Here is a 13,300-nt window from a genome sequence, read left to right as displayed (position 1 = left end):
TGATGCGCATTTGTCGTGAACCCTGGGGCAAGGGCAGGTCACAAAAGGGGATGATGGCATTAGTGCGCGAAAATTTTACCCACAGCAAACTTAATGAGTTTATGGCAGACTGCACAATGGCTACCGTTGTGATGGAGGCCTGTGTCGGTACCCATTTTATGGCTCGCCGGATCGCTGATACAGGTCATGAAGCAAAATTGATTTCCGCAGTTCGTCCGCCCTATTGTTAAGAGCAACAAGAACGATTTTGTCGATGCGGAAGCTATATGCGAAGCTGCATCCAGTCCTTCCAGGCGAGTTGTGCAACCATGAACCGAAGCTCAACAGGTCATGCGGGCGCTTTACCGGGCCAGGCGCAGCTGGCAAGAACTGCGTAGGGTGTTGTGCGCTGGCCAACAAATTAGCCCGGATAGTATGGGCAATCCCCCTCACGGCAGACCGTGTTCTAAAGGTAACGATGACGCCAGTTTGACTGGCAGGTTAATCGTTAATCAAGCCGTTCCCAATCTGGTTTTGCGGAGACTGATTATTGATGACATGAACGGTCTGTCGGCCTGCTGAAAAACTTACAGACAATATGACTCTCTGNAGCCGTGCGGTTTTATAAGGCTCCATCAGGTGCGGAACGCATCAAGGCGTGGGCATCCATGCCCATAGTGACGCCGGATAGATTCAGGCAAGCCAACAGGAATCAAAAATCAGCGATGCAAAAATGGTGGTAACCCTGGATTTTTGTGTCTGATTAACCGTCCGCGATTATTNTCAATCTTTCCCGACCCACCGGTAAGGCGAAGGCTTTAATTTTTGCGTTATAGATGACAGGCCACTCAACTCTCCTTATACTCCGGCATCGCCCCTGTTTATTATNTGAATAATCATCTCAATGAAGTTTATCATTTTTTCTGCCGAATTTATGATGAGTTATTTGAATATGCCTGAAAGATCNAGAAGCAATTTTTTATATACGGCTACTGATATCGTGTATATAAATAGTACTTGTGTCTCGTTCACTCAGGAAAATTAATGTTTACTCCTATTAAATTGCAGCCACCTCATGGGAATGATATCAGCGGCTGGATGAGCCAAAGTTCACCGACAGTCCGGCATGACAGCGTTCTTAACCGGATAAGCGGGGTTCAGAATGGACCGGTTTTTCTGCTGGCAGCTAATGAGTATATGAAAAATTTCCAGGATGGAACATTCTTTAAAAACAATCTGGCGGAAGTAAAGCCTGCTCAGGCTGCAGCATCTTCGTCATCACATTCCAGTCAGCCAGAGATTTTTCCCAACAAGAGATATAGCATTGAATTTGTTAATAAAGTTAAACAAATGCTGTCCACCAACACAATTCGAGAAGTGGTAGAACGATATGGTCTTCCTTATCACACAGTCTACAACTGGGCGAACAGGCCGGGTGGTGCCAGAGAGAAGAATAAGCAGAATAATATCAGTGATATGGCTAATCGGAGCCGTTTTCACTCACTATCAAAGCCTGATCTGACTGCAGCCAGTCAGCAAAAGATTCATAGCAACCGGAGATTTAGCCCTGAATTTGTCAATCGAGTTAAACAAAATCTGTTGACCCAATCAATTCAGCAAGTGGCAAAAATATATGGTCTTCCTTATCAAACAGTCTACGCATGGGCGAATAAGCCGGGTGGTAACAGAGAGAAGATTAAGAAGGATAATATCACAGAGATAGCTAAACGGAGCCGTTTTCACTCACTATCTGGGCTAAGAAAGTATTGTATTGATAGGGTGAACGATCTCTGCTCACAGCCGCAAAACCTCCGCGAGATAAGTAGAGCAGAGATTATCAGACAGGTTGCAAAGGAAGAGGGCATAAAAATAAGTACAGTCATCAACTGGGTATCGAGGGACAGAAATTATTCATCATATTCCAGGCCTGTCTCTCAGTTACCGAAGAGTACCCCGGATGAAAAACACAGTGTTAAAAACGTTCAGACACATCAGAGTGTCGAAGGTGATTCTGGTGCACATCCGTTAAATAAACGCCTCAGTATTGGTTCAGTTGAACTTTGGGCGAATGAGTCATCTGATCCTACCCGCCAATAGTGGACACGCGACTAAGTGAGTAAACTCTCAAGCAAGAGGTGACTCATGACAAAACCAGCATCAACCAGCAAAAAGCCACGCAAACAACATACGCCTGAATTTCGCAACGAAGCCCTGAAACTTGCTGAGCGTATCGGTGTGGCTCCAGCTGCCCGTGAACTCCGTCTGTATGAATCGCAGCTTTATGCCTGGCGCAGCAAGCTCAAAAATGCACATTCCTCTTCTGAACGTGAGCAGGAAATGTCTGTTGAAATTGCCCGCCTTAAGCGGCAACTGGCGGAGCAGGCTGAGGAGCTGGCCATTCTCCAAAAGGCCGCGACATACTTCGCGAAGCGCCTGAAATGAAGTATGTCTTTATCGAAAAAAATCGGGCTGAGTTCAGTATCAAGGCCATGTGTCGTGTGCTTAGAATTGCCCGAAGCGGCTGGTATGTCTGGTGCCTGCGTCGCCATCAAATCAGCCCGCGCCAGCAGTTCCGCCTCATCTGCGATAAGGCCGTCGGTAAGGCATTTACTGAGGCAAAACAGCGTTATGGCGCACCTCGTCTTGCTGACGAGCTGCCGGAGTACAACATCAAAAACCATTGCCGCCAGCCTGCGACGTCAGGGGCTGCGGGCGAAAGCGGCCCGCAAGTTCAGTCCGGTCAGTTATCGTGAACACGGCCTGCCCGTGTCAGAGAACCTGCTGAAACAGGATTTTTACGCCAGCGGCGCAAACCAGAAGTGGGCAGGTGACATCACCTACTTACGTACAGATGAGGGCTGGCTGTATCTGGCGGTGGTCATTGACCTGTGGTCGCGTTCCGTCATTGGCTGGTCGATGTCGCCGCGTATGACCGCACAACTGGCCTGCGACGCACTGCAGATGGCGTTGTGGCGGCGAAAACGTCCTGAAAAAGTGATTGTTCACACTGACCGTGGTGGGCAGTACTGTTCATCGGATTATCAGAGCTTGCTGAAATGTCATAATCTGCGCGGGAGCATGAGCGCAAAAGGCTGCTGTTATGACAATGCCTGCGTGGAAAGCTTCTTTCATTCGCTGAAGGTGGAATGTATCCACGGAGAACGCTTTGCCAGCCGGGAAATAATGCGGACAACGGTGTTTAATTATATCGAGTGTGATTACAATCGGTGGCGTCGTCACAGTGCCTGTGGCGGCCTTAGTCCTGAACAATTTGAAAACCAGAACCTCGCTTAGGGCTGTGTCCACATTACGTGGGTAGGATCAATCCACAGCACCTCCCACTGATTCAACAAATGATGAAAAAAACGCAAAAAGTTTTGCAGAGTGTTTACAAGAACTTAAAGAATGGCAAGATAAACATNTTTGTCGCATGTGAGAGCGCGCTCTGCCACTATCGTATAAAGCGGATGTTGCCACCCGGCCTGATGCGCATTTGTCGTGAACCCTGGGGCAAGGGCAGGTCACAAAAGGGGATGATGGCATTAGTGCGCGAAAATTTTACCCACAGCAAACTTAATGAGTTTATGGCAGACTGCACAATGGCTACCGTTGTGATGGAGGCCTGTGTCGGTACCCATTTTATGGCTCGCCGGATCGCTGATACAGGTCATGAAGCAAAATTGATTTCCGCAGTTCGTCCGCCCTATTGTTAAGAGCAACAAGAACGATTTTGTCGATGCGGAAGCTATATGCGAAGCTGCATCCAGTCCTTCCAGGCGAGTTGTGCAACCATGAACCGAAGCTCAACAGGTCATGCGGGCGCTTTACCGGGCCAGGCGCAGCTGGCAAGAACTGCGTAGGGTGTTGTGCGCTGGCCAACAAATTAGCCCGGATAGTATGGGCAATCCCCCTCACGGCAGACCGTGTTCTAAAGGTAACGATGACGCCAGTTTGACTGGCAGGTTAATCGTTAATCAAGCCGTTCCCAATCTGGTTTTGCGGAGACTGATTATTGATGACATGAACGGTCTGTCGGCCTGCTGAAAAACTTACAGACAATATGACTCTCTGNAGCCGTGCGGTTTTATAAGGCTCCATCAGGTGCGGAACGCATCAAGGCGTGGGCATCCATGCCCATAGTGACGCCGGATAGATTCAGGCAAGCCAACAGGAATCAAAAATCAGCGATGCAAAAATGGTGGTAACCCTGGATTTTTGTGTCTGATTAACCGTCCGCGATTATTNTCAATCTTTCCCGACCCACCGGTAAGGCGAAGGCTTTAATTTTTGCGTTATAAATGCCAGACCGCTCAACTCTCATTATACTCCGGTATCGCCCCTGTTTATTATGTNAATAATCATCTCAATGAAGTTTATCATTTTTTCTGCCGAATTTATGATGAGTTATTTGTATATGCCTGAAGGATAGAGAAGCAATTTTTTATATACGGCTACTGATATCGTGTATATAAGTAGTACTGGTATCTCGTTCACTCAGGAAAATTAATGTTTACTCCTATTAAATTGCAGCCACCTCATGGGAATGATATCAGCGGCTGGATGAGCCAAAGTTCACGGGCAGTCCCGCATAACAGCGTTCTTAACCGGATAAGCGGGGTTCAGAATGGATCGGTTTATCTGCTGCCAGCTAATGAGTATATGAAAACTGTCCAGGATGGAACACGCTTGATAAACAATCTGGCGTCAGTACAGCCTGCTCAGGCTGCACAATCTTCGTCATCCCATCCCAGTGAGCCAGAGATTTATCGCAGACAGAGATATGACCCTGAATTTGTTAAAAACATTAAAGAGGAGCTGTCCACCAAAACAGTTTGGCAAGTGGCAAAAGAACATGGTCTTAATTATCGAACAGTCTACCACTGGGAGAATGGGTCGGGTGGTGCCAGAGAGAAGATTAATAAGAATAATATCAGTGAGATAGCTACACGGAGCCGTTTTCGCTCAACATTTGCTCTAAAAAAGCATTGTGTTGATAGGGTGAACGAACTCTGCTCACAGCAGCAAAACCCCCGCGAGATAAGTAACGAAAAAAAGATTATCAGTCAGGTTGCAAAGGAAGAGGGCATTCATAAAACGTCACTCACATGGTGGGTAGCGAAAACCAGAAAAAATTCGTCAGATTCCAAGCGTGTCCTTCTGTTACCGAAGCGTACCCCGGATGAAACACACAGAGTTAACAACGTTAAGCCACATCAGAGTGTCAGCGGTAATTCCGATGCACATAAGCTAAATGTACAGAGCAATATTGATTTAGCTAAACTTAGGGCGAATGAGTTACCCACAGCACCTCCCACCGTCCGGACTGATTCAACTAATGATGAAAAAATCGAAGAAGGTTTTGCAAGGTGTTTTCAACACATTGAAAGATGGTTAAATAAATAATATTGTCGCATGTGAGAGCGCGCTCTGCCACTATCGTATAAAGCGGATGTTGCCACCCGGCCTGATGCGCNTTTGTCGTGAACCCTGGGGCAAGGGCAGGTCACAAAAGTTTACTACACAAAGAGTATGTTATCCCGCCGGGCGTGCAGGACGATCGTTCGCAACATAACATGACCCCTACCTGTGACGCATCCTTCCCTGGCAGAGAAGGTCACTATTATCTAAACTCAGGGCTGACTCGCTTCCATAGTTTGCCCGGGCAGGTTTATAATGGCCGGATGTTTTTAGTTAGAACCCTAATAATCAGGCATCTCACAATTTGAACTCTCATGAACTTAACTTCTCGCGGCTGCTACACCTGACTGCCAATGCCTGGCGTCAGGCGATAGATCGCCGGATGAAGGATAATGGACTTAGCATGAGCAGCTGGATGGCGGTGGCGACCATTGCTGTTCAGGAACAACCGATGAATCAGAAAGAGCTGGCGCAGGCGCTGGGGCTTGAGGATGCCAGCGTGGTGCCGCTGATCGACCGTCTGGTCAAACAGCAGCTGGTAGAGCGTGTTCAGCCGGCGGAGGATCGCCGTAAACGGCTGCTGCATGTCACGCCGAAAGGGCTGCTGCTCAACGAGCGCCTGAAAACTGAAGCCGATGCGTTACGTAATGAACTGCTATCTGGCCTCAATCCTGATGAGCTGGCGACCACCCAACGTGTTTTGCAGCAACTGCTGACGGCCACCGAGGCGAAATAACGTGTCGGGTAAGCAACAAAATCCTTATGCGCCGCGTGAGTGGGCGCCCGGCGAAAAACCCATGTTGCCCGGTTCTCCTTCCACACCGCTGCATCCGCCCCATAAGCGCATAGCCTTTTGCATTGTTGGCCTGCTGATCTGCATCACCGGGGCGCTCAGTAATGCGCTGGTCACTGCGAATCTCACCAGTTTGCAGGGCGTTTTCGCTGCCTATAACGATGAAATCGCCTGGCTTCCGGCCGTGTATGTGATGGGCAATATCTCAATTAACCTGCTGTTGGTGAAATTTCGCCAGCAGTATGGTCTGCGCATATTTACCGAAGCATTCCTGGTGCTCTATGTGCTGGTGGCATTTTTCCATCTGCTGGTTAACGATCTCAGCTCGGCAATTATCGTCCGCGCGTCACACGGTATGGTGGGGGCCGCGCTCAGTTCGCTTGGCATCTATTATCAAGTGCAGGCGTGGCCGGCAAGACATCGGCTAAAGGCGTTGGCGATAGGCTTAGGGGCTTCGCAGCTGGCGATCCCGCTGGCGCGCTTGTTTTCCACCGAACTGTTACAGCTGGAACAGTGGCGCGGTCTGTATCTGTTTGAACTGGGGTTGGCGTTAATGGCTTTGGGCGCGGTGCTGATCCTCAAGCTGCCACCCGGTGAACGCACCAAAGTCTTCGAGAAAAAAGACTTCCTCACCTTCTTTTTGATGGCACCGGGCATGGCGCTGTTCTGCGGCGTGTTGTCGCTGGGGCGCATTGAGTGGTGGACCAGCACGCCGTGGCTGGGTATTTGTCTGGGGCTGGGGCTGGTGTTGGTGACGGCAGCGGTGCTGGTAGAACATCATCGCAGCAACCCGCTAATTAACACGCGCTGGCTCGGTAGCGGAGCAATATTCCGCCTGGGTATTGTAATGATCCTGCTGCGCATTATGCTCGCGGAGCAAAATACCGGCGCAATGGGTTACCTGCAACAGATCGGGTTGCAGAACGACCAGATGCAGGGCCTGGCGCTGGCTATTCTGGCAGGTGTTGCTGCGGGGATTATTTGCAGTGCGTTGACGATTAACCCCAAACATCTTAACTGGCCGATTGCACTGTCGCTGGTTATCGTGATGGTGGCCTCGCTGATGGATGCGCAGTCCAGCCCGTTGACCCGTGCCAACAATATATACTTCAGCCAGTTCTTGCTGGGTTTCAGCACCTCATTCTTTATCGCCCCGGCCATGCTGCTGGGCGTCAGCAGCGTGGTCACTCAGCCGAAAAACCTGGTCAGCTTTGTGGTGTTGTTCGGCATGAGCCAGAACCTCGGCGGGCTGATGGGGTCGGCCCTGCTCGGCACGTTTCAGACCTGGCGCGAAAAGTATCACTCCAGCCTGTTGGGCGACAGGCTATCGCTACTCGATCCTAACGTCACCGACCGTTTGATGCAGTACAACAATCTGTTTGCCAGCCAGATTGGCGATAATACCCTGCTCAGTGCACAAAGCACCACGCAGCTACAAACGGCGGCAACGCTGCAGGCAAACGTACTGGCGTATAACGATGTTTATATTTTGACGGCTGCGCTAGCGGGAGTCACTTTACTTTGGGTGCTATGGCGTTTGTCGCGCCTACGCTACCTCAACTGGCAGCAGGCCAAACGCGAAGCGGAATCGGAACAGCGGGCCATGCAACAAATGAACGTGGAGAAATAATGAGTCAACAGGAACAGCAACTCGCTGAACGTCAGAGAAATAACAAGCTGCGGATTATCTCCATCGCGCTGGGATCTGGCTTTGTGCTGGTTGGTGTGCTGGTGATCCTCTATGCCTGGCAGCTGCCGCCGTTCACCAGCCAAAAGCAGTCTACGGAAAACGCCTACGTACGTGGTCAGGTGACCTTTATCAGCCCCCAGGTCAGTGGTTACATTACTGCGGTGGAAGTGCTGGATTTTCAGCCGGTGCATCGCGGCGATCTGTTAATGACCATTGATGACCGCATTTATCGCCAACGCGTGCACCAGTCCGCCGCACAGCTGAATATGAAAAAAGCCGCGCTGGCCAATAATCAACAACAGCGGCGTAGTGCCGAAGCGGTTATCAAGCGCAACGAAGCCGCGCTGCACAACGCGAAGGCACAGGCGCTGAAGGGCGGGCTGGATTTAAAACGCGTGGAAAATCTGGCTGCCGATGGATCCTTATCCGTGCGTGAGCGTGATGCCTCTCGCGCCAGCAACAGCCAGATGCTGGCGGGGGTCCAGCAGGCGCAGGCCACGTTAGAAGTGTCGCGCCAGGATCTGCAAACCACCATCGTTAACCGCGCTTCGCTGGAAGCGGATGTCGCCAATGCTCAGGCGGCGCTGGAATTGGCACAGATTGATCTTGATAACACCCGGATTAGTGCACCACGCGACGGGCAGCTGGGGCAGATTGCGGTGCGCCAGGGCGCCTATGTAACGGCCGGTTCCCGCCTGACTTCGCTGGTTCCGCAGCAAATGTGGGTGATTGCCAATATGAAAGAGACGCAGATGGCGCGCATCCGCCCCGGTTTGCCGGTCAGTTTTACCGTTGATGCGCTGGATGGTGAAGGTTTCAACGGGGAAGTGGAGTATATCTCACCCGCAGCCGGTTCTGAATTCAGCGCCATATCGCCGGATAACGCTACCGGTAACTTTGTCAAAATCGCTCAACGTATTCCGGTGCGCATTAAGATCACCGGCGATAACGCCGCCCGTCTGCGTCCGGGCATGTCGGTGGAAGTCACTATCAATACTGCGGATGCGCAGGATGGAGCGAAAAAATGAGGTACGTAGCCAGATCGCTCAGTGTGATAACGCTGGTGGTCGCGCTGACGGGGTGTGCCACCCACCTTGAGCGTGCGCCGTCTTCGTTGCCGATCCCCACGCAGTGGCGCCATCAGGTAGGGCCGGGCGCGGCCGTTGAGGCCGGCTGGTGGCGCGCCTTCAACGATCCTGTACTGAATCAGCTGGTGGAGCAGGCGCTGCGCCATAACCCGGACATACTGATTGCCCGCTCGCGGGTCGATCAGTATCGTGCTCAACTGCGTGGTGCAGAAGGGGATAACTTCCCGACGCTGGATGCAGGCATGGCGGGCAGCCGTGCGCGGGCAATCTCGGCGGTGACCGGTCAGCCTTATCAATATTCGGTTTTTCAGGGGTTGTTGCAGGCTAACTATAACGTCGACTTATGGGGCGAGCGCAGCAGCAGCATTGATGCGGCTAAAGCGACCCTGGCAGCGCAGCAGGCTGCCGCAGCCGCAGCCGGGTTAACCATTGCCAGTTCGGTGGCGTCCGGCTATATGACGCTGGCCTCACTGGATGAACAGCTGCGTGTGACCGAAGCCACGCTGGCATCGCGCAACAATTCGCTGAAACTGGCGCAACGTCAGTTTGAGACGGGTTATACCTCCCGGCTGGAGTGGCTTCAGTCGCAGTCCGAGTATCAGACGGCGAAGGCACAGATCCCGCTGTTGCAGCATCAGATTGCGGAACAGGAAAACGCTCTGAGTATTTTGGTGGGCATGAACCCACGCCAGATCGCGCGGCAGAATCACTTTGAACATCTGGCGGTGCAGACGATGCCCGCCGAGATGCCGTCTCGCTTGCTGCAGCGCAGACCGGATATCGTACAGGCCGAACGTCAGCTTCTGGCGGCGGATGCGTCGCTGCACTCCGCGCGCGCCAGCCTGCTGCCGTCGCTGAATCTGACCGCAAGCGGCACGTTGCAAAGCTCGGTGCTGCATCAGCTGGTCGATAATCCCTTCCGGTTGTGGAGCGTTGGCGGCAGCATACTTGCCCCGTTGCTTAATCGTGAAGCGCTGACGGCGCAGGTGGATGTGTCGATGGCAACGCGCAACCAGGCGCTGTACAACTATGAGAAAGTGGTGCGCGCAGCGTTCAGTGAAGTGAACAACGATCTCGATGCCATCACCCGCTATCAGCAGCAGCAGGCCGAATTGCAGATCCAGCAGCAGGTGGCTCAGGAGGCGCTGCGTATTGCCAGAAACCGCTATCAGAACGGCTACGCATCTTATCTTGATGAGCTGGATGCCCAGCGCACGCTGTTCACTACCCAGCTCAGCGTAGTGCAGGCAAAAAATAACCTGCTGCTGGCGCAGATCGATCTTTACCGTGCGCTCGGCGGGGGCTGGCAGCCCTGATATATCACTGCGGGTCTGTCGGCCCCAAACCCGGGACAAAGTAAACCCCAGGTAATACCGGCAGGCGCCAGGTTCATACCGCTGGCATTCAGTCGTACAACTATGCTTTTGGTGGCATTAATTCCTCGCTTATCCTCCGCCGCTTGAACAGATAGCGCGGCTCGAAAGCCTCATCAACGAGGCTGCGCCGCGCCCGATTACCCGAACTAAGTCCAGGGTTTATTCATAATCTGGCGCAGCCTGACCACATTCAAACAGCAAGGAAGCGGGCTGCATTACCCGCCGACTGAAAATTCAATCATAATTAACAATCAAACTTTAAAAAAAATTAACAGTAACTTTGCCTGATTATTCAACAGCAACGGCTGAAATTGTCCTGTTGATAGATTGTTTCGACGCATTTTATGTTTTTGGTAACGTCCTGAAATCAATTTGTTACGCTAACCAATTCGGGCTTTGTGCTATCCTTCATGACTGACAGGTAACAATAATTTCTAACCAACAGAGACTCACGCTGTTTGATCCCGATTGAGTTAGCGTGAAGATCTCTTATTCTCCTTGTGAAACGGACGTCTTTTCATTTTTTTACCGGCCCCTTAAAAGGAATGTTTTGCCGGTATGCTGTGGTTAAACATGAAAAACAGTTCTGAAACTGAGCCAGAAAAAAAAGAGCGAGTACCGTTAGAAGACGCGCCTTTTACCATTATGGTTTTTGCCATCGCCTCCTTTACGCTGATCGCTTTTGTCCTCGTTATTACACTGTGGGTATCATGATGATGCCCCGTCATTGAATCGATTCGCATCGCCATCTTGCCAATCCTGAATGTCATTACCGCTCAACGGCAAGATAAAATGCTGTCGGGATGGATGAATGCGCACGCTGCCGCTAGCTGATGTTTGATTAACCGGGCATAATCTTAGGCTGCCGGCGCTGTCAGGCCGGATTACCGTAGAGCAATTCAAGGATCGTCGATGACCGAACTACAGCAGTCGCCCGATGCTAACCTTTCGGCGGCTGTGCGTCCACGGCTGGCGCAGGCCGTTGTACCGCTGGCGCAGCAACACCCGGAACACAGCGGCATTTTTCCTCTGTCGGAGGGGCTTGATGCTTTTGCCGCTCGTTATCTGTTGATTTCCATGGCTGAACGGTCACTGGATATTCAGTATTACATCTGGCAAAACGACATGTCAGGGCGATTACTGTTCAGTGCCGTGCTGGACGCAGCACAGCGCGGGGTGAAAGTGCGGCTGCTGCTGGATGACAACAACACTCGTGGGCTGGATAACACCCTGAGTGAGCTTAATCGTCATCCCAATATTGCCGTGCGCTTATTTAATCCTTTCTCATTTCGAACGCTGCGGGCTATTGGCTATATTACGGATTTTGCTCGCCTTAACCGCCGCATGCACAATAAAAGTTTTACCGTAGATAACACCGCAACCATTGTTGGCGGTCGTAATATCGGCGATGAATATTTTGCTGCCGGAGACGAACCTCTGTTTACCGATCTCGATGTGCTGGCTGTCGGGCCGGTGGTGGATGATGTCGCGCAGGATTTTGACCGTTACTGGCAGAGCAAGGCCGTTGCACCACTCAACAGGGTGGTAGACGAGGATGTGGGGGAACCTTCTGCCGTCACGCTGCCGCACACCTGGCGCGACACCCCGCAGGTGCAGGGCTATCTGCGCCGGGTCGATGAGACGCCGTTCGTCAGCCAGCTGGAAAACCGTTCTTTGCCGTTTATCTGGGCAAATACCCGCCTGCTAAGCGACGATCCACGAAAAGGGCTGGGGCGTGCCAGAACCAGTACACTTCTGCCACAGCGCATGCTGTCGGCGATTGGCAAACCGCAACGCCAGTTCGATATTATCTCTGCCTATTTTGTTCCGACACGCGCCGGGGTGGCGCAGCTGCTGTCGCTGGTGCGTAACGGGGTGAAAATCGCCGTTCTGACCAACTCGCTGGCGGCCAATGACGTTTCGGTGGTTCATGCTGGCTATGCCAAATGGCGAAAAAAACTGTTGCGTCACGGCATTACGCTGTATGAATTAAAGCCCCACGATGGCATGAGTCAGGCCCCGCACGACCGTGGCTTAACCGGTAACTCAGGTGCCAGCCTGCATGCTAAAACCTTTAGCGTGGATAATCAGCAGCTTTTTATCGGCTCGTTTAATTTTGACCCGCGCTCGGCAATGCTGAATACCGAAATGGGGCTGGTGATTGAGAGCGAATGCCTGGCGACGCAAATTCATCAGCGTTTTATGGCCAGTATCCCCGACAGAGCATGGACGCTGCGGTTGGATAAGTGGGGGCGTATCAACTGGGTGGAATATCCCGGTGACCCGCAAAAAGAGGTGGTGCATAAGCACGAGCCACGAACCAGACTGATGCAGCGGCTGTTAGTGCGCCTGGTATGGCGTTTGCCGATTGAATGGCTATTGTGATCCGCTGTGAGCGGGGCGCAGACCCTGTGCGCTTCACTTAACAGAGCAACTTGAATTGGATCACCTCTTGTGCTGGCAGTGGCCATGAGTGATTTTGCCTTGAGAACTTCTCTGGTTTACTTATCTTAGAAAAGATTGGCACAGCATTCTTTACGATTGTTTTTTGGCTGTTTCCTGTCGGATATAAAGATACTGTCGTATCTGTTTTAAAACAGGGAGCAGCATCATGCCGATTAAAGGTATTGGAAATCCGGAGGTTAGTCCTGTCAGTGACAGATCAGAACCTAAACAAACGGATCAGGCTATATCAATATTCCTTAGAAGTATGTTCAATGTACAGCAGTCTGAACCCGGGACCGAGCCAGGCGAATTCCAGTCAGGGCATCGGCGAACTAACGCTGTATGCCTCACCAAAAACACACCTAAACTCGACAGCGCTTCTGGCTCATCAAGCGACCGGATACTGCTCACCAGGTCCGGAGATAGTTTTGATCATAGTCGCCGTCCACCAGGTGCCCTTGGCCCGATTGATGAATAGGTATCCAGCCTCAATGCTTCGCTATGGCTCCAC

10 protein-coding genes and 2 pseudogenes are annotated in these 13,300 nt (G+C 51.7%); all 12 read left to right on the top strand.

What is annotated here, in order from left to right:
- Positions 1-2 precede the first annotated feature (2 nt).
- Positions 3-309 (top strand): annotated as a pseudogene (locus EPYR_RS19285) (hypothetical protein); the annotation flags it as partial.
- A gap of 714 nt (positions 310-1,023) precedes the next feature.
- Positions 1,024-2,076 (top strand): hypothetical protein, encoded by a 1,053-nt coding sequence (locus EPYR_RS11040; RefSeq protein WP_012668488.1) that lies wholly within the window; start codon positions 1,024-1,026, stop codon positions 2,074-2,076.
- 45 nt (positions 2,077-2,121) lie between these two features.
- A complete protein-coding gene (locus EPYR_RS21095) occupies positions 2,122-2,421 on the top strand; it encodes a transposase (RefSeq protein WP_011078074.1) in 300 nt (99 codons plus the stop codon).
- A gap of 3 nt (positions 2,422-2,424) precedes the next feature.
- Positions 2,425-3,273 carry an IS3 family transposase gene (locus EPYR_RS21090; protein WP_331387094.1) on the top strand — a complete coding sequence of 283 codons (849 nt, stop codon included), beginning with the start codon at positions 2,425-2,427 and terminating at the stop codon, positions 3,271-3,273.
- A gap of 191 nt (positions 3,274-3,464) precedes the next feature.
- Positions 3,465-3,771: pseudogene (locus tag EPYR_RS11025) on the top strand (hypothetical protein); the annotation flags it as partial.
- Positions 3,772-4,485: 714 nt separating this feature from the next.
- Positions 4,486-5,382: a helix-turn-helix domain-containing protein gene (locus EPYR_RS11020; protein ID WP_012668486.1), complete on the top strand. Its 897-nt coding sequence runs from the start codon at positions 4,486-4,488 to the stop codon at positions 5,380-5,382.
- Positions 5,383-5,701: 319 nt separating this feature from the next.
- Entirely contained in the window at positions 5,702-6,133 is a 432-nt protein-coding gene (locus EPYR_RS11015; protein ID WP_012668484.1) for a MarR family winged helix-turn-helix transcriptional regulator, read from the top strand.
- Between the two features lies 1 nt (position 6,134).
- A complete protein-coding gene (locus EPYR_RS11010) occupies positions 6,135-7,820 on the top strand; it encodes an MFS transporter (protein WP_012668483.1) in 1,686 nt (561 codons plus the stop codon).
- Positions 7,820-8,908, top strand: a complete 1,089-nt coding sequence (locus EPYR_RS11005; RefSeq protein ID WP_012668482.1) for an HlyD family secretion protein — start codon at positions 7,820-7,822, stop codon at positions 8,906-8,908. Before EPYR_RS11010 ends, EPYR_RS11005 begins: the two co-directional genes overlap by 1 nt.
- Positions 8,905-10,284 (top strand): efflux transporter outer membrane subunit, encoded by a 1,380-nt coding sequence (locus EPYR_RS11000; RefSeq protein ID WP_012668481.1) that lies wholly within the window; start codon positions 8,905-8,907, stop codon positions 10,282-10,284. The genes EPYR_RS11005 and EPYR_RS11000 overlap by 4 nt, the downstream gene beginning before the upstream one ends.
- 618 nt (positions 10,285-10,902) lie before the next feature.
- Complete coding sequence (locus EPYR_RS20760) at positions 10,903-11,058, top strand: hypothetical protein (RefSeq protein ID WP_014539087.1); 156 nt, start codon at positions 10,903-10,905, stop codon at positions 11,056-11,058.
- Positions 11,059-11,256: 198 nt separating this feature from the next.
- Positions 11,257-12,729, top strand: coding sequence for a phospholipase D family protein (locus tag EPYR_RS10995; RefSeq protein WP_012668480.1), 1,473 nt, complete (start codon positions 11,257-11,259; stop codon positions 12,727-12,729).
- Positions 12,730-13,300 lie beyond the last annotated feature (571 nt).

The sequence above is a fragment of the Erwinia pyrifoliae DSM 12163 genome (assembly GCF_000026985.1).
GTDB classification, from domain to species: Bacteria; Pseudomonadota; Gammaproteobacteria; order Enterobacterales; family Enterobacteriaceae; genus Erwinia; species Erwinia pyrifoliae.
The sequence above is the reverse complement of the archived record's forward strand: the minus strand, read 5'-3'. Positions and strand labels throughout refer to the sequence as shown.

Excerpts from the sequence above, each read along its gene's own strand:
- EPYR_RS11040 (WP_012668488.1), top strand. The coding sequence starts at position 1,024 with ATGTTTACTCCTATTAAATTGCAGCCACCTCATGGGAATGATATCAGC.
- EPYR_RS21095 (WP_011078074.1), top strand. The coding sequence starts at position 2,122 with ATGACAAAACCAGCATCAACCAGCAAAAAGCCACGCAAACAACATACG.
- EPYR_RS21090 (WP_331387094.1), top strand. The coding sequence starts at position 2,425 with ATGTCTTTATCGAAAAAAATCGGGCTGAGTTCAGTATCAAGGCCATGT.
- EPYR_RS11020 (WP_012668486.1), top strand. The coding sequence starts at position 4,486 with ATGTTTACTCCTATTAAATTGCAGCCACCTCATGGGAATGATATCAGC.
- EPYR_RS11005 (WP_012668482.1), top strand. The coding sequence starts at position 7,820 with ATGAGTCAACAGGAACAGCAACTCGCTGAACGTCAGAGAAATAACAAG.
- EPYR_RS11000 (WP_012668481.1), top strand. The coding sequence starts at position 8,905 with ATGAGGTACGTAGCCAGATCGCTCAGTGTGATAACGCTGGTGGTCGCG.
- EPYR_RS20760 (WP_014539087.1), top strand. The coding sequence starts at position 10,903 with ATGCTGTGGTTAAACATGAAAAACAGTTCTGAAACTGAGCCAGAAAAA.
- EPYR_RS10995 (WP_012668480.1), top strand. The coding sequence starts at position 11,257 with ATGACCGAACTACAGCAGTCGCCCGATGCTAACCTTTCGGCGGCTGTG.